The sequence below is a fragment of the Micromonospora olivasterospora genome (genome assembly GCF_007830265.1).
Taxonomy (GTDB): Bacteria; Actinomycetota; Actinomycetes; order Mycobacteriales; family Micromonosporaceae; genus Micromonospora; species Micromonospora olivasterospora.
On sequence record NZ_VLKE01000001.1, the window covers coordinates 543,674 to 569,456 of the forward strand.

General features: G+C 73.9%; 25 protein-coding genes and 1 pseudogene. 8 read left to right on the forward strand and 18 right to left on the reverse strand.

The annotated features are described in order from the left end of the window. Positions 1–54: 54 nt before the first annotated feature. The 4 genes from JD77_RS35035 to JD77_RS02170 form a co-directional block, all read right to left on the reverse strand. On the reverse strand, positions 55–1,644 hold the full coding sequence (locus JD77_RS35035; protein ID WP_342799626.1) for an alpha-1,6-glucosidase domain-containing protein: 1,590 nt from the start codon (positions 1,642–1,644) through the stop codon (positions 55–57). Positions 1,645–1,820: 176 nt separating this feature from the next. Further along, on the reverse strand, positions 1,821–2,510 hold the full coding sequence (locus tag JD77_RS02160; RefSeq protein WP_145772796.1) for a cellulose binding domain-containing protein: 690 nt from the start codon (positions 2,508–2,510) through the stop codon (positions 1,821–1,823). A gap of 242 nt (positions 2,511–2,752) precedes the next feature. Continuing rightward, on the reverse strand, positions 2,753–3,142 hold the full coding sequence (locus JD77_RS02165; protein ID WP_145772797.1) for a hypothetical protein: 390 nt from the start codon (positions 3,140–3,142) through the stop codon (positions 2,753–2,755). A gap of 93 nt (positions 3,143–3,235) precedes the next feature. Then, positions 3,236–3,925, reverse strand: a complete 690-nt coding sequence (locus tag JD77_RS02170; RefSeq protein ID WP_145772798.1) for a hypothetical protein — start codon at positions 3,923–3,925, stop codon at positions 3,236–3,238. Between the two features lie 85 nt (positions 3,926–4,010). Between JD77_RS02170 and JD77_RS02175 the strand changes: the two genes are divergently transcribed. Next, positions 4,011–4,205, forward strand: coding sequence for a hypothetical protein (locus tag JD77_RS02175; protein WP_145772799.1), 195 nt, complete (start codon positions 4,011–4,013; stop codon positions 4,203–4,205). Positions 4,206–4,303: 98 nt separating this feature from the next. Here JD77_RS02175 and JD77_RS02180 read toward each other — a convergent pair whose 3' ends face one another. Continuing rightward, on the reverse strand, positions 4,304–4,672 hold the full coding sequence (locus JD77_RS02180) for an ArsC/Spx/MgsR family protein (protein WP_145772800.1): 369 nt from the start codon (positions 4,670–4,672) through the stop codon (positions 4,304–4,306). A 1,390-nt stretch (positions 4,673–6,062) separates the two neighbouring features. On the opposite strand from JD77_RS02180, the gene JD77_RS02185 reads away from it, so the two are divergent. After that, positions 6,063–6,728, forward strand: coding sequence for a C39 family peptidase (locus tag JD77_RS02185; protein ID WP_145776651.1), 666 nt, complete (start codon positions 6,063–6,065; stop codon positions 6,726–6,728). A gap of 75 nt (positions 6,729–6,803) precedes the next feature. On the opposite strand, the gene JD77_RS02190 is transcribed toward JD77_RS02185, so the two are convergent. After that, positions 6,804–7,460 (reverse strand): DedA family protein, encoded by a 657-nt coding sequence (locus JD77_RS02190; RefSeq protein WP_145772801.1) that lies wholly within the window; start codon positions 7,458–7,460, stop codon positions 6,804–6,806. 147 nt (positions 7,461–7,607) lie between these two features. Further along, positions 7,608–8,000 (reverse strand): VOC family protein, encoded by a 393-nt coding sequence (locus JD77_RS02195; RefSeq protein WP_145772802.1) that lies wholly within the window; start codon positions 7,998–8,000, stop codon positions 7,608–7,610. Positions 8,001–8,161: 161 nt separating this feature from the next. Between JD77_RS02195 and JD77_RS02200 the strand changes: the two genes are divergently transcribed. Then, positions 8,162–11,017, forward strand: coding sequence for an aconitate hydratase (locus JD77_RS02200; protein WP_145772803.1), 2,856 nt, complete (start codon positions 8,162–8,164; stop codon positions 11,015–11,017). Positions 11,018–11,079: 62 nt separating this feature from the next. Here JD77_RS02200 and JD77_RS02205 read toward each other — a convergent pair whose 3' ends face one another. From JD77_RS02205 to JD77_RS02235, 8 genes are all read right to left on the reverse strand, one after another. Beyond that, entirely contained in the window at positions 11,080–11,694 is a 615-nt protein-coding gene (locus JD77_RS02205; RefSeq protein WP_145772804.1) for a GTP-binding protein, read from the reverse strand. Beyond that, positions 11,675–12,061, reverse strand: a complete 387-nt coding sequence (locus tag JD77_RS02210) for a DUF742 domain-containing protein (protein ID WP_145772805.1) — start codon at positions 12,059–12,061, stop codon at positions 11,675–11,677. The genes JD77_RS02205 and JD77_RS02210 overlap by 20 nt, the downstream gene beginning before the upstream one ends. 3 nt (positions 12,062–12,064) lie before the next feature. After that, complete coding sequence (locus JD77_RS02215; protein WP_145772806.1) at positions 12,065–12,484, reverse strand: roadblock/LC7 domain-containing protein; 420 nt, start codon at positions 12,482–12,484, stop codon at positions 12,065–12,067. An 87-nt stretch (positions 12,485–12,571) separates the two neighbouring features. Then, positions 12,572–15,163, reverse strand: coding sequence for a sensor histidine kinase (locus JD77_RS02220; RefSeq protein ID WP_145772807.1), 2,592 nt, complete (start codon positions 15,161–15,163; stop codon positions 12,572–12,574). A gap of 97 nt (positions 15,164–15,260) precedes the next feature. Then, entirely contained in the window at positions 15,261–16,835 is a 1,575-nt protein-coding gene (locus JD77_RS02225) for a prenyltransferase/squalene oxidase repeat-containing protein (RefSeq protein WP_387227179.1), read from the reverse strand. A 134-nt stretch (positions 16,836–16,969) separates the two neighbouring features. Then, a complete protein-coding gene (locus tag JD77_RS33270; RefSeq protein WP_246140502.1) occupies positions 16,970–17,884 on the reverse strand; it encodes a terpene synthase family protein in 915 nt (304 codons plus the stop codon). Beyond that, positions 17,881–19,266, reverse strand: coding sequence for a cytochrome P450 (locus tag JD77_RS02230; RefSeq protein ID WP_387227167.1), 1,386 nt, complete (start codon positions 19,264–19,266; stop codon positions 17,881–17,883). The genes JD77_RS33270 and JD77_RS02230 overlap by 4 nt, the downstream gene beginning before the upstream one ends. Before the next feature lie 265 nt (positions 19,267–19,531). Continuing rightward, positions 19,532–19,963 (reverse strand): hypothetical protein, encoded by a 432-nt coding sequence (locus JD77_RS02235; protein ID WP_145772809.1) that lies wholly within the window; start codon positions 19,961–19,963, stop codon positions 19,532–19,534. Between the two features lie 30 nt (positions 19,964–19,993). On the opposite strand from JD77_RS02235, the gene JD77_RS02240 reads away from it, so the two are divergent. Then, the gene (locus tag JD77_RS02240) at positions 19,994–20,239 is read left to right on the forward strand and encodes a DUF2630 family protein (protein ID WP_145772810.1); all 246 of its coding nucleotides are present in this window, start codon (positions 19,994–19,996) and stop codon (positions 20,237–20,239) included. Between the two features lie 87 nt (positions 20,240–20,326). Here JD77_RS02240 and JD77_RS02245 read toward each other — a convergent pair whose 3' ends face one another. The 3 genes and pseudogenes from JD77_RS02245 to JD77_RS34635 form a co-directional block, all read right to left on the reverse strand. Then, positions 20,327–21,265, reverse strand: coding sequence for a serine protein kinase RIO (locus JD77_RS02245; RefSeq protein ID WP_145772811.1), 939 nt, complete (start codon positions 21,263–21,265; stop codon positions 20,327–20,329). 427 nt (positions 21,266–21,692) lie between these two features. After that, positions 21,693–22,433 carry a carbon-nitrogen hydrolase family protein gene (locus JD77_RS02255; protein ID WP_145772812.1) on the reverse strand — a complete coding sequence of 247 codons (741 nt, stop codon included), beginning with the start codon at positions 22,431–22,433 and terminating at the stop codon, positions 21,693–21,695. An 82-nt stretch (positions 22,434–22,515) separates the two neighbouring features. Beyond that, a pseudogene (locus JD77_RS34635) lies at positions 22,516–22,647 on the reverse strand (helix-turn-helix domain-containing protein); the annotation flags it as partial. 19 nt (positions 22,648–22,666) lie between these two features. On the opposite strand from JD77_RS34635, the gene tnpA reads away from it, so the two are divergent. From tnpA to JD77_RS02280, 4 genes are all read left to right on the forward strand, one after another. Next, a complete protein-coding gene (tnpA, locus tag JD77_RS02265) occupies positions 22,667–23,083 on the forward strand; it encodes an IS200/IS605 family transposase (RefSeq protein WP_145772813.1) in 417 nt (138 codons plus the stop codon). Between the two features lie 184 nt (positions 23,084–23,267). Further along, the gene (locus tag JD77_RS02270) at positions 23,268–23,840 is read left to right on the forward strand and encodes a TetR/AcrR family transcriptional regulator (RefSeq protein WP_145772814.1); all 573 of its coding nucleotides are present in this window, start codon (positions 23,268–23,270) and stop codon (positions 23,838–23,840) included. A gap of 109 nt (positions 23,841–23,949) precedes the next feature. Next, positions 23,950–24,870 carry a TIGR04222 domain-containing membrane protein gene (locus JD77_RS02275; RefSeq protein ID WP_145772815.1) on the forward strand — a complete coding sequence of 307 codons (921 nt, stop codon included), beginning with the start codon at positions 23,950–23,952 and terminating at the stop codon, positions 24,868–24,870. Beyond that, positions 24,867–25,769: an MbnB/TglH/ChrH family RiPP precursor modification enzyme gene (locus JD77_RS02280; RefSeq protein ID WP_145772816.1), complete on the forward strand. Its 903-nt coding sequence runs from the start codon at positions 24,867–24,869 to the stop codon at positions 25,767–25,769. The genes JD77_RS02275 and JD77_RS02280 overlap by 4 nt, the downstream gene beginning before the upstream one ends. Positions 25,770–25,783: the final 14 nt, after the last annotated feature.

Sequence of the window (25,783 nt, forward strand, 5' to 3'; positions counted from 1 at the left end):
GCAGTGATCCGGCCCCCTGCCACCGAAGTGGCAGGGGGCCGGATCGTCGTCGGGTCAGCTCTGGACGAAGACCGCCACGCTGCGCCCCGGCACGGTGAACGTGCCGCTCGCCCGGTCGAACGACGCGGTCCGCAGCACCGGGTCGGCCGAGTCGCGCAGCACCGGGTGCAGCGCCACGTCCGCCCCCCGCAGCCCGGGGACCTGCTGCGTCGCCGCCTGGGGGGTGGCGTTGAAGACGACCGTCAGGGACTTCCACTTCCCGTCGAGCCCACGGGCGTCGACGGTCATGGTGAGCACGCCCGGGGTCTCGGCGGCGCCGGAGAGCGGGAAGGCGACCCGCTGCTGCACCTGCTCGGCGGTGGTCAGCCCGAACACCGGCGAGGAACGGCGGATCCGCAGCATCTCCGCGTACCGGGCGCCGGCCAGGTCGATCGCCGCGCAGTCCGGCACCAGCTTCGGGTCGGCCAGCAGCGGCTTCGCGTACGGCCACTTGTCCTGGTTGTCCGCCGCGGGCGGCAGGCCGGCGCCGAACCCGTTGCCCTGGGCGCAGTCCCAGCGGATCTGGTTGAACCAGTCTCCCGAGTTGCCGGCCTTCTCGGCGGCGCGGGCGATGCCCTGGCTGAACTGCGGCCAGAACTCCAGGTTGGCGTGCTCGACGGTGTCCAGCCGGAAGCCGTCGACGCCCGTGTCGGCGATCCAGTCGCCGTAGATCTTCGTCATCCCGCGCACCACCTCGGGGCGCTCGGTCCACAGGTCGTCCAGGCCGAAGAAGTCGCCGTACTCGCTGTTCTCGCCGGCAAAGGTCGAGTCGCCCCGGTTGTGGTACATGGTGGGGTCGTTGAGCCACGCCGGGACCTTGGCCTTCGCATCTGCGGGGGTGGCGAAGGTCGGGGTGTACGGGAAGGGCTCGGCGTCGACCTCGGGGAAGTCCCGGTTGCCGTCGGCGTAGTTGCGGTCCTCGAAGGGGCGCCCCTGCGCGTCGGTGTACGGGGAGGTCTTCTTGTCCACGTAGGTGTACGTGTTCTCGGCGTACCTGATCACGTCGGCGGTGTGGTTGACGATGACGTCGAGGTAGACCTTGATGCCCCGCTGGTGGGCCTGCCGGACCAGCTTCTTCAGGTCCGCGTTCGTGCCGAAGTGCGGGTCGACCTGGGTGAAGTCGGTGATCCAGTACCCGTGGTAGCCGGCCGAGACGTCCGCGCCGCTGCCCTGCACGGGGCGGTTCTTGAAGACCGGGGCGAGCCAGATGGCGGTGGTGCCGAGGCCCTGGACGTAGTCGAGCCGGTCCATCACCCCCTTGAGGTCGCCGCCGTGGTAGAAGCCCTTGTCCTTCGGATCGAGGCCGGTGCTGAGCCGGTCGCCCGCCAGCCCTCCGGCGTCGTTGCGCGGATCGCCGTTGGCGAACCGGTCGGGCAGGACGAAGTAGAACTGCTCGGCGCGGCCGGCCTTCGTGCCGGCGGCGAGCAGGGCCGCGGCGGAGGGCTCGGAGCGCCACTGCGCCGCGCCGGCGACGGCGAGGGGGTCGGTGCCGGCGGAGCGGTCGGTGATGTCGCTACCGGGGTTACGCACGGCGACGGGGGCGCCGACGAGGGCGAGGGCGAGGGCGAGGGTGGAGACCGAGGCGAGCATCGCTGTGCGGGGCATCGGCGGGGGTTTCATCGACGGCCTCTCTCTGGTCGTGATTCGCCCGCACGCTAGCCCTTGCCGAAACATTCTGCAATACCTTGCAAACCAAGTCGTAACAAAGCAGCAGCCTTGCGAAAGACCGGCTCAGGACATGGTGGACGGTGCGCGTCACATGCCCCGGCGGGGCGGGGTGCTCAGTCGAGGCCGGCGCAGGCGGCGTCGCCGACCGTGCAGCTCGTCGGCCGGTTGGCGCGGGTGCGGTCGTACTGGAACCGCAGCGGAACCGTGCCGCCCGGCGCGAGGCCGGCCCCGCCGGTGAACGTCCAGGTGTCGCCCGAGCGGCTGACCTGGCCCTGCGGGGCACCCTCGACCCAGGACGCCACCAGGCGAGCGTCGGGGACGGTCAGCCGGACCGTCCACTCCTGATCCGTGCCCGAGGCGTTGCGCAGCAGCACCTCACCGACGAAGGAGCGGTTGAACTCCTCGACCACCCGGTACGTGCCGGTGACCGGGGGCGGCGAAACCAGCGCCGACTCCACCGGCGGCGCGGACACCGACGCCGGCCCGCCGGGGGCAGACGGGCTCGGGCTACGGCCGGCGGGCCGAGTGGCGCTCGGCGAGGGTGTGGCGCGCGGAGTGAGCCGGGGCGCCACCGGTGCGGGCGGCTCCGCCGCAGCTCGGCGCACCGACGGCGTCGGCAGCGGCATGGTCGCCTCCGGCTCGGGCAGCACCAGCCCGGCGGGCGCCCGCCCCCGGTACGCCCCGAGCGCGACGACCAGGAGCACCACCATCACGACCACGCCCACCGACACCACGATCCAGGGCGAGGAGGCGACGGCGGCACTGGCGTCGGGGGTGCGTCGCGTGCGACGGCTGCCGGACATAACCCTCCCCCTCGACGGTCTGCGTCCGCAGAGCGTATCGATCGGCGGCGACCGGTGGAAAGTGCCGGGGGATCGGCCGACCGTCCTGACGGTACGGTCGTTCGGCCCGGCGGCGATCGGCGCGATGGCGAGGCCGCCCCGGGCGGCGCACCGAGCGCCGGAGCCGGCGGCGTCACGCCGTCGGCCCCGGGCGGCGCGCCGAACGCCGGAGCCGGCGGCGTCACGCCGTCGGCCCCGGCGAATCAGACGATCCGGATCACCGTGCAGATGACGAAGCCGCCGTCGGTGCCGCGCAGCAGGTACCGGTAGCGCTCGCCCGGCACCCGCCGGCCCTGGCTGTCCAGGAACTCCCACTCCACGGCCACCTCGATCAGCGACGCGGAGACCGGGTTGACGTCCTCGATCGCGGCGTGCGCCGCGACCAGCTCGTGCTCGGTGTAGTCGGGTGCGGCGCCCACGAAGGACAGCGCCACCGCCGCCGGGGAGGCGAACGAGAAGCTGTACGTGTCGGCGACCACCAGCCCGGGCAGGGCGTAGCAGCCGGCGACGGCGGCCACGTCGCCGGCGGTCAGCGCGACGCCGTACCGGTCGAAGAATTCGGTCAGCGCGTCGAGATCGGTGGAGGCTGTCACGAGCACTGTGATTGCCGGCCGGCCGGCCTGGCAAACCCCGGCGGCGGCCAGGACACCGGCCTCGGGGAACTCCCGCGCCGCCCGGCCCGACGCTCACCGGGGCGGGACGCGTACCTCGATCTCCGCGCCGAGCTGTGCGCCCCCGGTGAGGCCGAGGTCGTCGCCGCTCCAGAACCGCCCCGGGTCGTACCAGTTCGGCCGGCGCCCCGCCGGCAGCAGCCCCATCGCCTCGTACGTCACCGCGACGACCTCGGCGCAGTACGCCGTCTCCAACGCCCGGTCGCGCACCCCGGCCCCGCCGTCCCCGGTGGACGGTGCGGCCGGCGGCCCGGCGGGCCGCCGCGCCCTGGGCAGCCGGACGGCCGGCACCCGCCCGCGCAGCCAGCGCAACGCCAGCTGGGCGGTCGACGGGAACGGGGTGCCGTCGAGGCGGGCGACGGTACGCAGCACCGCGTCCTCCATCGTCGCGTCGGCCGGCGGTTCGAGCTGGCGCAGCCAGGCCCGCTGGCCGTACCGGTTGGCCCAGACGCAGACCGCGTCGCGCAGGTCGTGCAGCTGCACGCCCCGCTGGTGGGTGCCCGCCCACAGGTCCGGCAGCGACCGGCCCAGCTCGGCGTGCCACATCAGCGGCGGCATGTCGTCGAGCACCACGGCCATGCCCACGTGGTTTACCGGGCTGTTCGTCGTGAACTGGATGGCCCGGTCCGGCACGCTGCGGCCCCGGAACACCCACACGTCGCCGGTGCGGGTCAGCTCCACGGCCTCGTCCAGGCTGATGCTCATGCCGTCGCCCCGCTCCGCTCGCTCATACCGCCCGCGCCTCCCCGGTCGTCCGGTGCGCTCACTCACGAACGTCTACCCTAGGCCGATGCGGAAGCGGATGCGGTGGTGGAAGGTGCTCGGGCTGGCCGGTCTCGCGGGCGTCGCCGCGACCGGGGTGGTCGTCGCCCGGGCCGAACGGCGGCGGCGGGCGTACACCCCGGAGGAGATCCGGGCCCGGCTGCGCGACCGGCACGCGGCGGCCGCGACCGGCGCCACCGGACCGGGAGACGACCCGGCCTGAGCCCCATGGCGCCGTCACGTGCGGCCCGACCGGGGAGCCCGTCCCTGGGCTGCGGGCGGTCTTCGGCGTCCGGTCACTGGCCACTCGGCCGACCGGCGTCACCCGGTCGTCCGGCGGACCGCCTCGTCCAGCACCTCCGGGGTACGCCCGACCAGCGCGCCCCCGTCGTCGAGCAGCAGGATCGGCCGCTGGATCAGCTCGGGATGGGCCACCATCGCCTCGATCCACCGCGACTCGCTGGCGTCGTCCCGGGGCCAGTCGGCCATGCCCTGGGCGACCGCCGACGGTTCCCCCGTCCGGCAGATGTCCCAGGCGCGGGCGTCCAGCCGGCGCAGCACCTCGGTCAGCTCCGCCGCGTTCGGCGGCTGCTCCAGGTACGCCCGCAGCCGGTACGGCACCCGCGCCTCGTCGAGGCTCGCACGGGCGCCGGCACACTTCGAGCAGGACGGGTTGTGCCAGATCTCCATGGTGACCATGGTGACAGACCACGGAGCCCCGCACTGTGGACGGATCGCCGGCGCCCCACGGTGGTGCTGGTGCACCGGGATACCCCTACCTCCCGACGCCCCGACCCGCGGTAACCGGGAGTCCTCCTCCCCTGCCCCGCCGCGCCCGAACCCCACCCCACCTCCCGCGATCTTGCACATTCGGCCCGACAAACCAAACAAATCACCCACAGCAGGGGCCGAAAGTGCAAGATCGCGCATAGAGGGAGCCGTTCCGACCCCTCCCCACCCGAGGGCGGGACAGAATTCGCGCAGTTTCGGGGGAGGAGTGGTCATACCGCCAGTTGGGGGGCAGTTCCCCGGAAGTGTGGCCTCGGGTGCCGGTCCGGCGCGCTGCCGGCATCCGCTCCCGGTGGGGGCCGGTCGGCGAGAGGGGGTTCCCGGCCGGCGGGGCGCCGGCCGGCGGCCGGGCGGCGGCGGGGCGGGGCGGCGGGGACGGGTGTCCGGTTTGGGGGTGGGTGTCCCATGGTCGGTGGGTGGTCGTGGAATGGCGGCCGGGCCCGCGCGGCCGTTTGCGCCCCCGCCGCCTCCTGACCCATTGGGCACTGACGCGCCCGGGGGCGGTCATCAACCCCATGGCCGGTTGACCCCATGTCGCCGACATGGGGGCATCCACGCCAGGGGGACCCCGCCATGGCGGCGACATGGCGTGCACCATCACGCCCCGGCCGGCCTCTCCGGGGCGGTTGACCCCATGGCGGCGACATGGCGGGCACCACCACCCCCGGCCGGCCTCTCCGGGCCGGTTGACCCCGTGTCGGCGACATGGGGGCATCCACGCCCAGCGGATCCCGCCATTCGGCGACGTGGGGGCACCACCACGGCCCGGCCGGCGACGAAGTGGGTGGAATGCCTCCGGCTCCGGCAGCGTTACCCACCCCGGGCGCCCCGAGCAGCGGCCGGGTCGACCCGATGCCCGGACAGGCCGGTGGAATGGCCCGCCGCCACCGGTCGTTGCACCACCCGGGCCACGCACCCCGGATACCGGGTCCCGGCCCGGTGGAATGCCCCGGCCCGGTGGAATGCCCCGGCCCGGTGGAATGCCCCGGCCCGGTGGAATGCCCCGGCCCGGTGGAATGCCCCGGCCCGGTGGTTGGCCCGGCCCGGTGGAATGGCCCGCCGCCCCGGCGCGTTACACCCCCGGGATGCGCCCGAGCATCGGGCCGAACCCAACCCCGGGAAGCCGCGACCCGCGGGAATCACCCGCCGCCCCCGGGCGTTACACCCCCGGGCCACCCGAGCCAGGCACCATCGCCGGGACCCGAGCTCCTCGCACTCTTCCCCTTTCCTTCCGCGCGGCGCGCCGCCCCGGCGTGTTGCCGCGCGCCCCCGATCGAAAGGTTCCCTCATCATGCGTACCGACCTGATCCGCAAGACCGCCCTGACCGTTGCCGGCATCGCCGCCACCGCCGGCGGCATCGCCGGACCCGCCATCGCCGCCCACGCCGCACCCGCCCACAAGCCCACCCAGGCCACCCACACCCAGGCCGACCGCAAACCCGCGGGCGAGCGGGAACTCGACGTCCGCTACCAGGCCCAGCCCAACTTCTACTACTGCGGCCCCGCCGCCACCCGCAACGCCCTGTCCGTCCAGGGCAAGAACATCGACGTCGACGCCATGGCCAAGGAAATGGGCACCACCGAGAACGGCACCAACAGCATCAACGACATCACCCCCGTCCTGAACAAGGAAACCGGCGGCAACGTCTACAAATCCGTCGAGATCCGCGACACCAAGGCCACCGACACGCAGACCGACACCCTCCGCGCCGACATCGTCCGCACCATCGACAACGGCAAGGCCGTCGTCGCCAACATCGCCGGCACCACCACCGACACCGACGGCACCACCCACTCCTTCGAAGGCGGCCACTACATCAGCATCGTCGGCTACCACGACAACGGCCACACCGTCACCATCGCCGACTCCGCCAACCCCGACCAAGCCTCCTACCACCTCACCGTCGACAACCTCGCCGACTGGATCGCCACCCGCGGCTACAGCACCACCTCCTGACCGCAAACCCCAACCACAGGAGACAACACGAAGGGCCGACCCCAGCGAGGGGCCGGCCCTTCGACGTACCCGAAGTCAGTCGGTGCCGGCGCGGAGCGGCTCGGCGCCGGCCGGCACCGCCGTCGCCTCCGACATCCGGCGGGCCCGGCGGCGCAGCCACCAGGTGCTGCCGAGGCCGGCGAGCACCGCGAGGGCGAGTCCGGCCCAGGAGATGTCCTTGAGCCAGTGTTCGGCTGCCCGGCCGACGCTGAACAGCAGGTAGGTGGTGCCGAACGCCCAGACCAGCCCGCCGGCCGCGTTCGCCAGCAGGAACCGGCGGTACGGCACGCGCAGCGCCCCGGCCAGTGGCCCGGCGAGGATCCGCAGCAGCGCCACGAACCGGCCGAAGAACACGGCCCAGACCCCGTGGCGGGCGAAGCTCTGCTCGGCCCGGGCGAGGTGGGCGGGGCCGAGGTGCCTGGGGAACCGCCGGCCGAGCCGTTCCAGCAGCGGTCGGCCACCGCGGCGGCCGATCGCGTAGCCGAACGAGTCGCCGACGATGGCGCCGAACGCGGCCGCTCCCGCGACCCACTCCGGCTCGATCACCCCGGTGGCGGCGAGCAGGGCGGTGCTGACCAGCACGATCTCGCCGGGCAGCGGGATGCCCATGCTCTCCACACCGATCACCCCGGCGACGATCAGGTAGATCACGAGCGGGGGCAACGCGGAGAGCCAGTGCTGAACGTCGACCACGGCCGACCCCCTTCCGGTGCGGCCTCGAACCCTACCCCCGGCGCGGGGCCCGTCGCGGCCCGCGCCGGCCGACCACCCGCCCGGGCCCTGGTCGGGCGGGTGGGGCTGGGACGCGGGGCCGGAGAGATGCGCCCGGCCCCGCGAGCGTCAGGCCGGGGCGAGGAACTCCAGGCGGTTGCGGTGGGCGTCCTCGGTGTGGAAGCGACGCAGGCCCGGCAGTTCCTCCTCGGCGCCCCAGTGGATGGGGGCCAGGCGGGCCGCGAGGTCGTCGAGGTCGGGCCGGAGCAGGGCGACGTGAGCCTTCCGGCCGGGCCTGAACGCCGCCTCGACGCCGAGGTGCAACTCCGCCCCGACGCCGAGGTGCAACTCTGCCTCGACGCCGAGGTGCAACTCCGCCCCGTACCCGGTGAACCAGCACCCACCGCGGGCCGCGAGGGCCGGGGGCTTGGGCTTCTCGACCCTCCCGAGCAGGCCGGCGTAGAACGCCCGGGACGCGGCCTCGGAGCCGCGTGGGCAGGCGAGCAGGACGTGCTGGATCATGATGACGCACCTCCCGTCCCGAACCCTGGCACGAGGTTGCGCGAATAGCAAGACGGACGTACGGTTTTGTTGAAGACGAGAATCGGCGGTAAGTGTCACCTAACCGGGGTGCGGTCCCCGGTGGTGCGACAGACTGCTCAGGACTACTCACGGTCGCTGGTGTGAAGGAGTACGACGTGGCGAGCCTCGACACCTTCGGTGCGAAGACCCAGCTACGCGTCGGAGACGCGAGCTACGAGATTTTCAAGATCAGCAAGGTGGAGGGGCACGACCGGCTGCCCTACAGCCTGAAGATCCTGCTGGAGAACCTGCTGCGGACGGAGGACGGCGCGAACATCACCGCCGACCACATCCGGCAGCTCGGCGCCTGGGACCCGACCGCCGACCCGAGCGTCGAGATCCAGTTCACCCCGGCGCGGGTGCTGATGCAGGACTTCACCGGCGTACCGTGCGTGGTCGACCTGGCCACCATGCGCGAGGCCGTCCGCGACCTCGGCGGCGACGCCACCAAGGTCAACCCGCTGGCTCCGGCCGAGCTGGTCATCGACCACTCGGTCATCGCCGACCTGTTCGGCCGTGAGGACGCCTTCCAGCGCAACGTCGAGCTGGAGTACGGACGCAACAAGGAGCGCTACCAGTTCCTGCGCTGGGGCCAGACCGCGTTCAACGAGTTCAAGGTCGTGCCGCCGGGCACCGGCATCGTGCACCAGGTCAACATCGAGTACCTGGCCCGTACGGTCATGGAGCGGGGCGGCCAGGCGTACCCGGACACCGTGGTGGGCACCGACTCGCACACCACCATGGTCAACGGCCTGGGCGTGCTGGGCTGGGGCGTCGGCGGCATCGAGGCCGAGGCCGCCATGCTCGGCCAGCCGGTCAGCATGCTGATCCCGCGGGTCGTCGGTTTCAAGCTCTCCGGCGAGATGCCGGCCGGCACCACCGCCACCGACCTCGTGCTCACCATCACCGAGATGCTGCGCAAGCACGGGGTGGTCGGCAAGTTCGTCGAGTTCTACGGCCCGGGCGTGAGCGCGGTGCCGCTGGCCAACCGGGCCACCATCGGCAACATGTCCCCCGAGTACGGCTCCACCGTGGCGATCTTCCCGATCGACGCCGAGACCGTGCGCTACCTGGAGCTGACCGGCCGCGACCCGAAGCAGGTCGCGCTCGTCGAGGCGTACGCCAAGGAGCAGGGCCTCTGGCACGACCCGGACGCCGAGCCGGAGTACTCGGAGCGGCTGGAGCTGGACCTCGGCACCATCGAGCCGTCCCTGGCCGGCCCGAAGCGCCCGCAGGACCGGGTGCCGCTGGGCAACGCGAAGACGCTGTTCCGCTCCGCGCTGACGGACTACGTGGCCGACGCCCAGACCGGCAGCGGCGCCGACGCCCGCGGCGGCGTGCGCACCAGCCCGCCGTACGGCGTGGCGGGCCGCGCCGACGAGGCGAGCGCCGAGTCCTTCCCGGCCAGCGACTCCCCCGCCACCGGCACCGTCCCCGACCCGGCCGACGAGCCGCGGGAGCTGGTCAACGGCGCGATCGGCTCCGGCGGGCGGGCCAGCAACCCGATCCGGGTCACCGGCGCCGACGGCACCGAGTTCGAGCTGGACCACGGCGCCGTGGTGATCGCCGCGATCACCTCCTGCACCAACACCTCCAACCCGCAGGTCATGATCGGTGCGGCCCTGCTGGCCCGCAACGCGGTGGAGAAGGGCCTGACCCGCAAGCCGTGGGTCAAGACCACCCTCGCGCCCGGCTCCAAGGTCGTCATGGACTACTACGACCGGGCCGGCCTCACCCCGTACCTGGAGAAGCTCGGCTTCAACCTGGTCGGCTACGGCTGCACCACCTGCATCGGCAACTCCGGCCCGCTGCCGGAGGAGGTCTCCGCCGCCGTCAACGAGGCCGACCTCGCCGTCGTCTCGGTGCTGTCCGGCAACCGCAACTTCGAGGGCCGGATCAACCCGGACGTCAAGATGAACTACCTGGCGTCCCCGCCGCTGGTGGTGGCGTACGCGCTGGCCGGCACGATGGACATCGACCTGGCCAACGAGCCGATCGGCGAGGACCGCGAGGGCAACCCGGTCTTCCTGCGCGACATCTGGCCGAACAGCGCCGAGATCCAGGACGTCATCGCCTCGGCGATCGGCGCCACCGGGTTCGCCGCGGCGTACGAGGACGTGTTCGCCGGCGACGAGCGGTGGCAGTCCCTGCCCACGCCGACCGGCGACACCTTCTCCTGGGACGGCGAGTCCACCTACGTCCGTAAGCCCCCGTACTTCGAGGGCATGGAGCACGAGCCGAAGGCGGTCACCGACATCACCGGCGCTCGGGTGCTGGCCAAGCTGGGCGACTCCGTGACCACCGACCACATCTCCCCCGCCGGGTCGATCAAGGCCGACTCCCCCGCCGGCGAGTACCTCGCCGCGCACGGCGTGCCGCGCCACGAGTTCAACTCGTACGGCTCGCGCCGAGGCAACCACGAGGTGATGATCCGGGGCACGTTCGCCAACATCCGGCTGCGCAACCAGCTCGTTCCCGGGGTCGAGGGCGGCTTCACGGTCAACCACCTGACCGGCGAGTCGACCACGATCTACGACGCCTCGATGGCGTACCAGGAGGCGGGCGTCCCGCTGGTAATCCTGGCCGGCAAGGAGTACGGCTCCGGCTCGTCGCGCGACTGGGCGGCCAAGGGCACGATGCTGCTCGGCGTCAAGGCGGTCATCGCCGAGTCGTACGAGCGCATCCACCGGTCGAACCTGATCGGCATGGGCGTCCTGCCGCTGCAGTTCCCCGTCGACACCACCGCCGAGTCGCTCGGTCTCACCGGTACCGAGACGTTCTCGATCACCGGCGTGACCGCGCTCAACGACGGTGCGACCCCGCGTACGGTCAAGGTCACCACCGACACGGGCGTCGAGTTCGACGCGGTGGTCCGGATCGACACTCCGGGTGAGGCGGACTACTACCGCCACGGCGGCATCCTGCAGTACGTGCTGCGCCGCATGATCGCCGGCTGACGCTGACGGAGAAGGGAAGGGGCCCCTGGTCGACCAGGGGCCCCTTCATCGTCCGGTGTGGGCTACTTTCCGCCGTTGGCGGCGCGGCGGCGGGCCTCGCGGGTCTTCATGGCGTGCTCCATCAGGGTGATCAGCACCTCCTTGCTCGACTCCCGCTGCCGGGCGTCGCAGAGCAGCACCGGGACCCCCGGGTCCAGGTTGAGGGCCGCCTGCACCTCGTCCAGCCGGTAGCGGCGGGCGCCCTCGAAGCAGTTCACGGCGACCACGAACGGGGTCCCGCGCCCCTCGAAGTAGTCGATCGAGGGGAAGCAGTCGGCCAGCCGCCGGGTGTCGGCGAGCACCACGGCGCCGAGCGCGCCGAGCGCCAGTTCGTCCCAGACGAACCAGAACCGGTCCTGCCCCGGCGTGCCGAACAGGTAGAGCACCAGGTCGTCGCTGATGGTGATCCGGCCGAAGTCCATCGCCACGGTGGTGGTGGCCTTGCGCTCCACGCCGGACAGGTCGTCGATCCCGACCCCGGACTCGGTCAGCACCTCCTCGGTGCGCAGCGGGCGTGTCTCGCTCACCGCGCCGACCATGGTGGTCTTGCCGACGCCGAACCCGCCCGCGATGAGGATCTTGATCGCGGTGGGCAGCGGCGCGGCGCCGGCCGGCCGCTCAGAGTGCCCGTAGTCCATTGATAACCGCCTCGAAAACGCTGTCGTCGGGAAGGCCAGCGGTCGCCCGCGGCTCGCGTACCTGCACCAGATCGCGCGCGGCCAGGTCGCCGAGCAGGACCCGGACGGTGCCCACCGGCAGGTCCAGGTGCGCGGCGACCTCGGCGACGGACTGGACCCGCTGGCACAGCGCGACGATGGCCAGGTGCTCGGGCCCCAGCCCGACCTCCGGTGACACCTCCGCGCGGGTGGCCGTCACCAGGGAGATCAGATCGAACGTGCCGGTGACGGGCCGGGCCCGGCCGCGCGTCACGGCGTACGGGCGGACGACCGGCCCGGCGTGGTCGTCAACCCACTGCTCCTCCGTGGGCTCCCCTGCGACGGTCATCGCCTACTCGCCGGCCGGCTGCTCGGGAACCCGGTTCGGCGAGGCCACGTACTTGCCCACCCGGGTCACCAGCATGGCCATCTCGTACGCGATCAAGCCGACGTCGGCGTCCTCCGAGGCCAGCACGGCGAGACAGGCGTTGCGCCCGGCCGCCGTGACGAACAGGAACGACGACTGCATCTCGATGATCGTCTGCTGTACCTGCCCGCCACCGAACCGCTTGCCCGCACCCCGGGCCAGGCTCTGGATCCCGGCGGCCATCGCCGCGAGGTGCTCGCCGTCGTCCCGGCTCAGCCCCTGCGACGACGCCATCAGCAAGCCGTCGGTGGAGAGCGCGACAGCGTGTTCGGCCTGCTTCACCCGGCCGACCAGATCATCCAGCAACCATGTCAGGTCGGCACTCGAAGCCGTCTTCTGCGCCACTCGTCGTCCTCTTCTTTCCGGCTGTTGTCGCCGTTCTCGTCTGGGACCACCGTCCCGCCACGGGCGCGCGTCCTGTCCGCGCCGCCGCTACGTCGTCTCCTGCTCGCCCGCCTCCGGCCCGCCGGCGGACTCCGCGCCGCCCAGCAACCGCGCCGCGTCGGTGCGCCCGCGCCGGGTGCCGGTCTGGTAGGAGCTCATCATCCGGCGGATCTGCTCCGGCGGCCGCAGCGTGTCCTCCTCCTCGTCCGCCTCGGGCCCGGACGGGTCGTCCCGCAACTCGGGCACGATGTTGGCCTGCCGCACCCGCACCGGCAACCCCGAGTCGGTCAGCCGGGCCGGGGCCGGCGACGCCGCCGGGGCCCACGGCGACCCGGCCGGTGCCCCCGGCTCCGCGTCCGTGCCGGCGTCGGCCGGACCGCCCAGGGGTGTCCGGGGCGCGGTCACCGGCAGCCCACCGGGGACCGTCGGGCCGTCCAGCGCCGGCTGCCCGGCGCCACGGCGGGTGCGTACCGGCAGCCCGGCAGCGTTCGTCGCCGGGGCGTCCGCCGGCAGCGGTCGCGGCGCCGCGCCGGGGCGGGCGCGGGTGGGCAGGCCCGGTTGAGCCTCGTTCCCGCCGGCCTCCGGGTCCGCCGCACCGAGGGCGCCGCCGGCGGAGAGCGCCGCGGGCTCCGCCAGCGCGACGGGCGCGGCCGGACGGGCGGCCGGCTGGTCGGCGGCCGGGGCGGGCGGAGCCGCCACCACCGGGGTGCCCGGGGTACGCGCCGGGCACCCCGGGTGCTCCGGGGCCCCGACCCCGTCGCCGGAGTCGACGACCAGGTCCAGCGGGATCAGCACGACCGCGGTGGTGCCGCCGTACGCGGACTCCCTCAGCTGCACCCGGACGCCGTGCCGCCCGGTCAGCCGGCTGACCACGTACAGGCCGAGCCGGGACGCGTTGGCCAGGTTCAGCTCGGAGCGGTCCACGATCCGGTGGTTCGCGGCGGCCAGGTCCTCCTCGCCCATCCCGAGGCCCCGGTCCTCGATCTCGACGGCGAAGCCGTTGGCCACCAGCTGGCCGCGCACCTCGACGGTGGTGTGCGGCGGCGAGAAGGACAGGCCGTTCTCGATCAGCTCGGCCAGCAGGTGGATGACGTCGCCGACGGCCCGGCCGGCGAGCGAGACGTCCCCCAGCGGCAGCACGTTGACCCGCGTGTAGTCCTCCACCTCGGCGACCGCGCCCCGGACCACGTCGACCATCGGGACGCTGCGCCGCCAGGCCCGGCCCGGCGTGGAGCCGGAGAGCACGATCAGGTTCTCCGCGTTACGCCGCATCCGGGTGGCGAGGTGGTCGACCCGGAACAGGTCCTCCAGCTCCTCGGCGTCCTGCTCCCGCCGCTCCATGGCGTCGAGCATGGTGAGCTGGCGGTGCACCAGGGCCTGGGTGCGCCGGGCCAGGCTGAGGAAGACCTCGCGGACGTTGCGGCGCAGCTCGGCCTGCTCGACGGCGGTACGCAGCGCGGTCTCCTGGACCACGTTGAACGCCTTGCCCACCTGGCCGACCTCGTCGTCGCCGAACTCCAGCGGCGGCGCCTCGGTCGCGACGTCGACCGCCTCGCCGTGGCCCAGCCGCTCCACCACGCTCGGCAGCCGGTCGTTGGCCAGCGTGAAGGCCGCCTCCCGCAGGCGCTCCAGCTGCCCGAGGATGGCCCGACCGGTGGTGATCGACACGATGATCGACGCGATGACGGCGAGCAGGCCGAGGCCGGTGGCGAGCACCAGCCGGCTGATCACGGCGACGGCGACCGGGATGGCCCGGTCCACCACGTCGTCACCGCCGGCGGTCACCACGTCGTTCCACTGCGCGAGCGCGGGGCCGACCACCTGGTCCCACTCCGCGGCCTCGAACGTCAGCCGGGTGTCGCCGCCCCGGCCCTGGAGGATCCCGTCCTCCAGGCTCCGCAGGCGCTCGAACGTCGCGCCGTCGAGCATCCCGGCGTACCGCTGGCGGTCCGCCGCGGGCAGCCGGCTCACCGCCAGGTCGGCGGCGACCCGCTGCCCGCCGATGAGCTGGGCCAGCTGGACGCGCTCCGCCGGGGTCACCCGGCCCGCCGCGAGCACGCCGGCGAGCAGGGCGTCCTCCTGGCTGAGCAGCTCGCGCGCGCGGTTGAGGTCGATCAGCGCCTTGGTGTCCTCCGCGATCCCCTGGTCGTCGAGAACGCCCAGCTCCGCGAAGACGTCGAAGATGGACCGGATCGCCCCGCCGTACGCGGCGTGGGTGGACGCGCGGTCGGCCCTGCGGGCGTCCACCTCGGAGCGGGTCTGCGACAGCCGGGACAGCTGCCCGTAGACCGCGTCGAGCCGCTGGTCGAGGGTGTCGCTGGCCGCCATCCCGGCCCGCCAGCCGCCGGACGACTCCCGGAACGCCACCGCCAACTCGTCGGTGCGCCGCCGCTCGGACGCGAGCGCCTCCCGCCGGGCCTCGTCCGGCCGGCCGAGGTACGCCAGGGACGTCCGCCGCTCCCCCTGAAGCTGGGCCAGGAGCTGCTCAGCCGGCTCGGAGACCTCGGTGTTGAGGGTCTGCACCCCGAGCAGGTTGAAGCCGTCCCGGACTGTCACCCACGCCGCGAAGGCCCAGAGCGCGACGAGCGACGCGAGCAGGGCGACGACTTTGGTACGGAGGTTCGTACTGCGGGAACGCATCACACCGTCCTGGCCGGGTGTACGAAAGGGGTGTCGGGCACACATGGTCGGTACACCATCGACCACGCGCGCACGCTAGCAGTGTCCGAATGCTCACTCAAGCGGCACTGATCAACGGGGTAGTCCGACTTTCGGTGCCATCGGCTGTCCCGACGGCGTGGTCGCGGACGAGATGACGGGCGGCGGCCACCGCGGCGCCCACGATCACGGCGGGCCGGTACAGGTCCTTGTCGTGCCAGAGCGCCGGCTCCCCGTCGAGTCCCTCCATCGTGGACAGGTACCGTCGGGCGCGCGCGAGCGCGGGCCCGGTATCCGCCGGCGCGGCGGTTCCCGCGGCACGAAGGACCTGGACGGCGTACGCGGTCTCCTCGACCGTGCCGCCCCACCGCCCCCAGGAGCCGTCGGCGCGTTGCCCGGCGAGCACCCACCCCGCGGCCCGGGCCACCGTGCCCGCCAACTGCGAGCCCAGGCCATGCCCGGTGAGGGCGAGCACCACGCAACTGGTGGCGTAGTACGGCGAGGCGTGCCAGCGGTCGCGCCAGGCGCCGTCCGGCAGCTGCCGGTCGACCAGCCAGTGGGTGAGCCGCCGCACCACCGGGTCGAGCCGCGGATCGGCGCCCCCGCCGTGCGTCAGGTGCCAGCCGAACGCGTCGAGCACGTGCGCGTTCGTGGTGACCGACTCCCCGTCCTCACCCTGCCAGGTGCAGAAGTGCTCCCCCGTGTCGTACCGCCACAGCGGGGACGGGTCGACCGGGCGCCCCAGCCGGGCCAGCGCGTACAGGGTCACCGAGGTGGTGTCGGCGTCGGCGGGCAGGCCGGGACCGGTGGCGGCGCCGACGGGGCCGATCGCCGCCCCGAGGCCGGCCAGCAGCCGGGGCGGCACCGGCGGCGCCAGACCCGCCCGGCTCAGGATGCTCAGCGTCCAGGCTCGCTCGAACACGGCGATCGGGGTGGCGCACGGCACCGGCCCGCCCTGCCGCCGGGCCACGTCCTCCAGGTAGGTCACCGCCGCCGCGACCCCGCTCGCCGCTCCTGCCTCGGGTACGCCGAGCCAGGCCGCGGTGGCCGCCGGGGACGCGCCGACGGTCCCCGGCCCGGCCAGGACGACCCCACCGGCGCGGCGCGCCGCGGCACCGCCGACCTCCAGCGCGTGCAGCAGCTTCTCGGGCAGCGGACGGCCCGTGGCGACCAGTGCGCGGACCCGGTCGAGCCGGGCCCCGTCCAGCCCCGCGGGCAGCGGCAGCGGGCGGGCACCGCGCCAGCCGGCCAGGCCGCTGTCGCCGGCGCGCAGGGCGTCGAGGTGCCCGTTGACCGCCTCCACCAGCGCCGGGACGGTCAGGTCGGTGGCCGGGAGGTCGGGCAGCGCGACCCGGCCGGGGAGCCGCCCGTACAGGGCACGCAGCCCGCCGTCCACGGCCCGGAACAGTCGCCCGCCGGCGTCGGGCAGCCAGGCGGCATCGCCCCGGCGCAGGGCCGTGAGCAGGGCCTCGACGGCGCTCAGCGTCGGCGCCAGCGCGTACCCCTCCGGGCCGCCCCACGCCCCGTCCGGGCGCTGCGCGGCGAGGAGGTGCTCGACGCGTTCCGCATGGTGGATCAGCCACGGGGCCAGGCTGACCAGGCGGCCGGTCTCGTAGACCGACGGCGAGGCGTGCCCGGCCGGGTCGCGGGCCATCGCGGCCACCAGGGCCCGGGCGTCGGCCGACGGGGTCCGCGCCGCCCGGTCGCCGGCGGTCGCGGTGCCCGCGTCCCGTTCGGACCGGTCGCCGGCGGCCGCGTCGGCCGTCGTGACCCACTGCCTCGCGAGCGTCATCGCTCGCCCCAGAAGTCGGTCGACCGGTAGAAGCCGCTGCTGAAGCCGATCTGCCGGGCGAGGTACGCCGCCTGGACCGGGCAGCTGGGCGCCAGCCGGTCCAGCAGCTCGGTGCACCGCTCGACCAGTTCGGCGGTCCGCCGCTCCACCTCGGCGCGGTCGGCGACCAGCAGCAGGGCGTTCAGGTCGCCCCATTCGAGGTCCCGCTCGTGCGTGCCGAGGTCGTTGACCAGCCGCAGCACGCGCTGCACCTCGTCGCTGGCGACCACCAGCTCGTCGAGGTGCCGGTGGGTCGCCGCGTCCCCCGTCCAGATCCAGTGCGCGACGTTGACCACGGTGCAGGCGAGGTTGTCGGCGTTGTCGAGGTATTCGGCGAAGCTGGGCAGCGGGGCGCCGGCCCGCTCCCGGGCTGCCTTCCAGTCCCACTCCCGGGCCATCGCGGTCACCGTCCGGCGTACCGCCGCACGCCAGGCGTCGCGCAGTCCGGCGAAGGCCGGCAGGGTCGCCAGCTCGTCGCGCAACTCGGCGAGCAGGCGCCCGAGCGGATCGTCGGCGTCCGGGGTGGCCCCGTCGGCGACCGCCAGGGTGCCGCCCACCACCCGGTCGACGTCCTCCCTGGACTTGGCGAGGTAGTCGATCTGCCAGTCGAGGGCGAAGCCCCACAGCACCGCCCGGTTGGTCAGCCGCAGTTGCTCGGCGGTGCACCAGGGCGCACCGAACGCGATGGCCAGGGCGATGTTGCTGAACAGCGCGCCGTCGAACGGCCGGCCGGCGAACAGGTCCGGGTACCGGGCGGCCTGCCGCTGCAGGTCGCGCTGCCCCTTGGCGGCGAGGGCGCAGATCCGGCCCTGCTCGGCGGCGGCGGACAGCTGGTCGGGTGGCGCCACCGCGGGACGGGTGGAGACGTTCATGCGGCGGCCAACGGTCGGACCTGGCGCAGCTCCAGCAGCACCCGGCTTCCGGGACGCAGCGCGGCGGCGAGTCGCACGTCGGGCACCGCCGGGCCGCGCACCGTCAGGCGGTAGCGGCTCAACAGGTTCGCCACGATGAGGAGCGCCTCCTGGTAGAACAGGTGCATTCCCAGGCACTGGTGCGGGCCGCCGCCGAAGGGGAAGAACGCGTACCGGTGCCGGCTGCGGGCCCGCTCGGGGGCGAAGCGCTCCGGGTCGAAGACCTCCGGGCGCTCCCAGTGCCGGGCCATCCGCTGCGTGATCAGCGGGCTGACCAGCAGGGTCGCACCGGCCTCGATCCGCACCCCGCCGAGGGAGGTCGAGCGCGTCGCCTCCCGGGGCTCCAGCCAGCCCACCGGGTAGAGCCGGACCAACTCGTCGAGCACCATCCGGGTGTAGCGCAACCGGGGCAGGTGCTCAGGCCCGACCCGGTCGCCACCCACCACCCGGTCGATCTCCTCCTGCAACCGGGCGGCGATCTCGGGGGACTGCTTCAGGTGTGGCCAGAGCCACGCCAGCACGTTGATCGTCGTCTCGGTGGTCACGGCGACCATCGAGACCGTGTCGTTGCGCACCCGCCGCTCGTCCAGCGGCTGGCCGTCGGCGGTGCGGCCCCGCCACAGGGTGGCGATGATGTCGTCGCCGTCCGCGGCCGTCGCCCGCGCCTCGCGGACGATCGGCACCAGGATCTCGTCGATGCACCGCACCGCGTCGCGGAAGGTCCGGTCGCCGGGCATGGGCAGCCACATGGGGGCGAACGGCACCAGCAACCGGGGGATCACCGAGGTGGCGATGGCGTCCTGGGCCCGCATGATGCGCAGCGCGTCGGGGACCGAGATGCGGTCGGCGAACAGCGCGCGCATGATGGCCCGGCAGACGATCCGGGCCTGCTCGGCGAGCATGTCCACCGGTCGCCCCGCCCGGGCCGGCTCGTCCAGCTCGGCGACCGCCTCGGCGATCGTCTCGGCCATCCCGGCCATCAGCGCCTCGACCCGCCTCGCGGTGAACAGCGGCTGCAGGATGCGCCGGCTGTCCGCCCAGATCGGCCCCGCGCCGAGGATGCCCTCGCCGAACAACCGGCCGAGCGGCCGCCAGAACGCGCCGTCCCCGGTGCGGGCGAAGTCCTCCGCCCGGTCCTTGAGCACCTGCTGGACGTGGTCCGGCTCGCTCACCAGATAGGGGCGGAACGATCCGAGGTGGAGCCGGATGACCTCGCCGTCGGCCCGCTCTCCGAAGCCGACCAGGGCCCGGGCGGGGTCACGCGCCAGGCCGGGCACGACCTGGTGCAGCGGGACGGTCCTGGCGCGCCGGGTGCCGGCCGGGACGGTATGCGGGGTGCCCACCTGCGTGAACTCTCCTGATCGACGGTGCGTCGCGAGACGACTGTGCAAAGTCACAGGCGTGTCCGAGCATGCCACCGGGCAGGCACCTTCTCCAGGGGTGCAGGAGAGAAATTTTCGCGCGCAAAACTGCGCGCCTCCACAAGGGACGCGCCGCATGGCTGTCATCAGTGCAAATCCCGCACGTACCGACGGCGGCCGGCGACCGGCTGGTACCCGAACCAGGGGTTGAGGCCCAGCATCGCTTCGTTGCCGGCGTCGTTGAGCGTCACCGCGTGCCGGAACCCGGCCGCCGGGCCCGGGTCAGCCCGGCGTGCTTGACGAGCCGGGCCAGGCCCAGCCGGCGGCACGCGCTCCGGGTGCCCGTCATCCCCGACTGGTACCGGTACCGCCCGTCGGTCAGCGCGACGCTGAACGCCACCATCGTACCGTCCATGATGGCCACCGTCGTCAGCTCCCGATCGAGGTCCGGGCGGTGCCAGTGGGCGGCCAGCCAGTCGGCGTACCCGATCTCGTCCATCCCGACGTCGGCCGGCTCGTCGCGGGCGGCGTCCAGGTCGGCCTCGCAGAGCGGGCGGGGGGTCGGGCAGGTCGGCCGCGGCGCGGACCGTGACCCCGACCGGGGCGACGGGCCGGGCCGCCCCAGCCCGCCGCCCCGGGCCACCTCTTTCGCCCCAGCCGGGCGCGGGAAAGCCGGCACCGCCGCACGGGCTGTGCCAGGCTCAGTGGCATGGACGACAAGGACATCCTGAAGCGCATCTCCGAGCTGGTCGACGAGGAGCACCGGCTCCGCTCGGCCGCGCAGGTCAACGAGTCCGGCACCGAGGGCGAGCAGGACCGGCTGCGCGAACTGGAGGAGTCCCTGGACCAGTGCTGGGACCTGCTGCGCAGGCGGCGGGCCGCGCGGCAGACCCACGGCGACCCCGACGCCCAGGGCGTACGCCCGCGGCCGGAGGTCGAGCGGTACCTGCAGTAGTCGGGCGCCGGGGCGGACGCCGCCGCCCGCCCCGGCCCCGCGCGGGCGGCCCGGCCGGCTCGCCGAGCCGCCCGCGCGGGCGGCCGCTCAGCGGATGCCGGCCTCACGCAGCAGCAGTTCCGTCAGCGGTGCGGGATCGGCCTGGCCCGCCGGCAGGCCGCGCGCCGCGAACCACATACCCACCGCCCGGACGTCCCGGGCCAGGAACTCCGGCCCCTGCGGGTTGGCCACCACGTCGACCACCTGCGGCAGGTCGATCATCACCAGCCGCCCGGCGTGCACGAGCAGGTTGTACGGCGACAGGTCACCGTGGGCGTAGCCGGCCCGGGCCAGCACGACCAGCGCGTCGACCAGTTGCTCCCACAGCGACCGCAACTCGGCCGGCTCGGGGCGGCACTGGGCCAGCCGGGGCGCGGCCATCCCGGAGTCCGCGTCGCCGACGAACTCCAGCATCAGCTCGGTGCCGAGCAACTGCACCGGGTACGGCACGGCGATGGTGCCGTGTGCCGCGCCGATCTCCCAGAGCCGGGCCAGGGCGGAGAACTCGGCCGCGGCCCACTGCCCGGCGATCATCTGCCGGCCGAAGGCGGTCCGCCCGGCCATCGCCCGGTTCTCCCGGGACCGACGCACCCGGCGGCCCTCCAGGTAGCCGGCGTCCCGATGGAACAGCCGGTGCTGGGCGTCCCGGTACCGCTTGGCCGCGAGCAGGCAGGACCGGTCGGTCTCCGGCACGGCCCGGCGGACGAGATGGACGTCCGCCTCCTTGCCGGTCTTGAGCACGCCGAGCTCGGTGTCCCGGGCGACCAGCTCGGTGACCAGCCAGGCCGGGTGCGGATCCGGGCCGTGCACCGCCTGGTCCCAGGTCGACCAGTCGTCGCCGGGGGTGTCGTCGCCGGGGCCGGGGTCCGGCTCGGTCAGGGCCGGCGCGCCGGGCCGGCCACGCCTCAGGAACTGGGGGTCGTCGTCGTCGAAGCGGCTCTTGCCGCGGGTCCGGCGCTGCCGCACCGGGAAGTCGTCGTCACGCACTGTGCTGGTGATCCCTTGATCGAGGCTGGTGGAGGCAGGTGGAAGCGCCCTGCAAAGACGGCCATGACCGACCTCCTCACTCCTCGACCGGGAACGCCCGGCTGCGCCCTCGCGCCGCACCATGTTCGACCGCGCCCGTCGGCCCCGCAACGGAATTTCCGCGCGTACGCCGGACCAGGCGGCCAGCACGGCGGCGACCGCCTCGGGGCTGTCCCCACCACCCACGATCCGGGCAGCGGCATCCGGACCCGCCGAGCGGCCAGCGCGAAGATCCTCGGATCGGGCTTGCTGACTCCGACCTCCTCGGCGAGCTGGCCGTCGACGACCCACGGCTTGTCCACGACGACCCAGTCGGCGCCGTACCGGTCCAGCCCGGTACGGCGGATCTTCGCGTCCTGCAGGTCGACGTCGGTGGCCGGCGCGGGGATCAGGCGCGCAGGGACCCGCGGGCCGAGCCGGGGCCGGCGGGGCGGTCGGCCAGCATGAAGTGCGCCGCGCGGGTCGCCGCGAGCTCGGCCGGGTCGAGGACGGCGACGAGCACGTCCTCGCCGGTGTCGGCGCCCCGGGCCAGCGGCCGGCCCTGCGGGTCGTACACCGCCGCGCCGCCGTTGAACCGCCACGGCGCCGCGCCGTCGACGGCGTTGGCGAAGACGACGAACATCGTGTTGTCCAGGGCTCGGGCGGGGTAGTAGAGGTCCCGGCGGTGCTCGGAGCCGGCGAGGTAGCCGCTCGGGCAGAGGTAGCCGTGGGCGCCGTCCGCGGCGGCGGCCCGCCCGTGCTCGGGGAAGCAGCCGTCGTAGCAGATGCCCAGCCCGAGGCGCCAGTCGTCGAGCAGCAGCGTCGCGCCCCGCCGGCCAGGCTGGAACAGCTCCCGCTCGTCGCCCCAGAGCTGCTGCTTGTCGTACGCGGCGCGGGCCACGCCCGTGCGGTCGACGACGACGGCGGAGATGGCGCGCCGCCCGTCCGGGTGCCGCACCGCCGCCCCGACCACCGCGACGGCCGCCCTGTCCCGGGCGACGGCCCGCAGCGGGTCGAGGCGGGCGTCGTCCACCGTGCCGTCGTCGGCGGCGACCAGGTCGGTGCCGGCCGGGTCCGCGGCGAGCGTGGGCGGGTGGTACGCCGGCAGGAACAGCTCGGGCAGCACGACCACCCGGGCACCCAGGTCCACGCCACGCCCGTTGCGGCGTCAGCTTGGCCTGCGTGATGACCCGCTTGGACAGTTCGGCATCCGAGACGTACTTCTCGCCCTGCTCGCGGGCCTGCTGACGCACACGCAGCCCGTCGTTGAACACCACCCGCGCGCACCCGAACGCCTTCGCCAGCTCGACCTGCTGGCGGGGCGTCGGGTAGACGCGGAACTGGTAACGAAGCTGCACGATCATCACTGTATCATGTTGGTTTATGGCCGAGGTTCAACGCATCCGCACCGGCAGACACTGCGTTTTCGCGATGCACGTGCACTTGGTTTTCGTGACGAAACTCCGGCACAACGTGTTCACCGACCGGCACCTGACCCGGATGGAAACGATCATGCGAGACGTGTGCGCCGACTTCGAGGCGGAGCTGGTCGAGTTCAACGGCGAGAACAACCACGTGCACCTGCTGGTCAACTTCCCACCCAAGATGGCCGTGGCCCGGCTGGTCAACAGCCTCAAGGGCGTATCCTCGCGCCGCCTGCGGCAGGAGTTCCCCGACCTGCTACGCCACTACTACCGGGCCAACAAGCTCTGGTCGGGCTCATACTTCGCCGGATCGGTCGGCGGGGCACCGCTGAACGCCATCAAACAGTACATCGAGCAGCAGAACCCTCCCGGTTAAGGCACTGCTCGGGCCCAGCGGCCCTCCCAGCACGGACCTTCACCCCCGCCTGAAGACCGGCACACTGGCCCGCAGTCAGGTAGCGGGAGGGCGGGCGACGATCACCCGCGCGACGGCCCGGCGCCCGAATCCCAAGCCGTACGTACGGTTTGCGTAGCGCCCGCGTACCTGACACGATCGGCGTGTGCCCAGAGTAAGTCAGGACCAGCTCGACGCGCGCCGGCAGGAGATCCTCACCGCCGCGCGGGCATGTTTCGCCCGGCACGGCTACGAGGGCGCCACCGTGCGCCGGTTGGAGGAGGCCACCGGTCTCTCCCGGGGCGCCATCTTCCACCACTTCCGCGACAAGGACTCCCTCTTCCTCGCCGTCGCCGAGGACGACGCCGCCGCCATGGTGGAGACCGTCGCCCGCAACGGCCTCGTCCAGGTGATGCGGGACCTGCTGGCCCGGGCCGTCTCGCCGGACACCACGGGCTGGCTGGGCAGCCAACTGGAGGTGTCCCGCCGGCTGCGCACCGACCCGGCGTTCGCCCGCCGCTGGGCCGAGCGTTCCGCCGCCGTCGCCGCGGCCACCCGGGAGCGGCTGGCCCGCCAGCGGGAGGCCGGGGTGCTCCGCGAGGACGTGCCGATCGACGTACTGGCCCAGTTCCTCGAACTCGCCTACGACGGCCTGGTGCTGCACCTGGCGATGGGCCAGCCGGCCGGCGACCTCGGCCCGGTGCTGGACCTCGTCGAGGAGGCGGTACGCCGGCGCTGACGATCGCGGGCGTGCGTATCGGTCCGGTAACTGGCGGGCTCAGCGGGGTCGGCCGTGGCGGGCCTGCTCCACAATGGGGCCGCGACCCCCTCGCGCGACAGGAGCAGCCATGTTCGTTCTCGCCGCACCGCGAGACACCTGGGGCATCCCGGGTCAGACCTTCCTCGGAATCTACCTGCTGGCGGCCCTCGTGGTCGTCATCGTCTCGGCCGCCCGCCGCAACGCGATCCTCGCCGGCAGCCGGGTCGCCAAGGGCGGCGGCCAACTCGGCCCGCAGCAGGTGGCCTTCCTCAACGGTGGCGACCAGTTGGCGATCTGGACGGCGCTCGGCGGCCTGCGCGGCGCCGGCGCCATCGGCGTACGCCCCGACCGACGGCTCGCCACCGGCGGTCCCCTGCCGGCCGGGCTGACCCCGCTGGACCGGGCGATCCACCACGCCGCCTCCCGGAACCTGCTCGCCCGGGAACTGGCCCGGGACGAGTGGGTCACCCGGGCCCTCGGCGAGCTACGCGAAGGCCTGCAGCGGCAGGGCCTGGCGCTCACCCCGGCGCAGCGCGTCGCCGCCCGCCGCGGGGCGTTCGTGCTGTTCGCGCTCGTCGTGCTCGGCGTGTTCCGGCTGTTCGCGGGCCTGTCCAACGACCGGCCGGTCGGCTTCCTGCTGCTCAGCATCATCGGGGTGGCCATCGCGGCCGTGCTGCTCGCCCGGGTGCCGTGGCGGACCCGGGCGGCGAACGCCGCCCTGCGCGACCTGCGCCGGAGCAACATCCACCTTGCCCCGGCGTCCAGCCCGGCGTACGCCACCTACGGGGCGGCCGGCGCGGCGATGGGCGTGGCGCTGTTCGGCACCGCCTCCCTCTGGGCGCTCGACCCTGGGTTCGCCGAGCAGGCCGAGATCCAGCGGCAGGCCCTCACCGGCACCGGCACCTCCTCCGGCGGCAGCTCGTGCGGCGGAAGCAGCAGCTCGTGCGGCGGGGGCAGCAGTTGCGGGGGCGGCGGTGGTTGCGGGGGCGGCGGCGGGTGCGGGGGATGACCCACGCAGCCGGGCCCGGCCCGACCGCCGCAAACGCGCCCGGCCCCGGCGTGGCCCGTTCCGCCGGAGTGGCTCGCGGCGCGTCCGGCGTCGCCGGGGTCGGCATCGGCTGGCGACCCGAGATCGCCGGTTTCGTCGCCGACCTGCCCGGGCTGCGGTTCGTGGAGGTGGTGGCCGAGACGCTCGCCCCGCACACGCCCCTGCCGGACGCGCTCGCCGCGCTGACCGGGCGCGGCGTCACCGTCGTACCGCACGGGGTGAAGCTCTCCCTCGGCGGCGCGGAGCCGGTCGATCCGGCCCGGGTCGCCCACCTTGCGCGGGTTGCCGAGCTGGTCGGGGCGCCGCTGGTCAGCGAGCACATCGCCTTCGTACGGGCCGGCGGCGTGGAGGCCGGCCACCTGCTGCCGCTGCCGCGCACGCGGGAGGCGGTCGCCGCGGTGGTGGCCAACGTCCGCCGGGCACAGGCGGAGCTGCCGGTGCCGCTGGCGCTGGAACCGATCGCCGCGCTGTTCGACTGGCCGGACGACGAGCTGGACGAGGCGGACTTCCTCACCGAGATCCTCGACGCGACCGGCGCGACGCTGCTGCTGGACGTCGCCAACGTGCACGCCAACGCCCGCAACCGCGGCGGCGGCCCGCTGGCCCTGCTGGACCGGCTGCCGCTGGACCGCGTGGCGTACGCGCACGTGGCGGGCGGGACCGAGCAGGGCGGTTTCTACCACGACACGCATACCGACCCGGTTCCGCCGGCCGTGCTGGACCTGATCGCCGCGCTCTGCGACCGGCACCGCCCGCCGGCGCTGCTGCTCGAGCGCGACGGGCACTGGCCGCCCGCCCCGGAGCTGCGCGCCGAACTGGACGCGATCGCCGCCATCTCCGGATACCCGGCGGTCACGTGAGCGCGAGGAGCGAG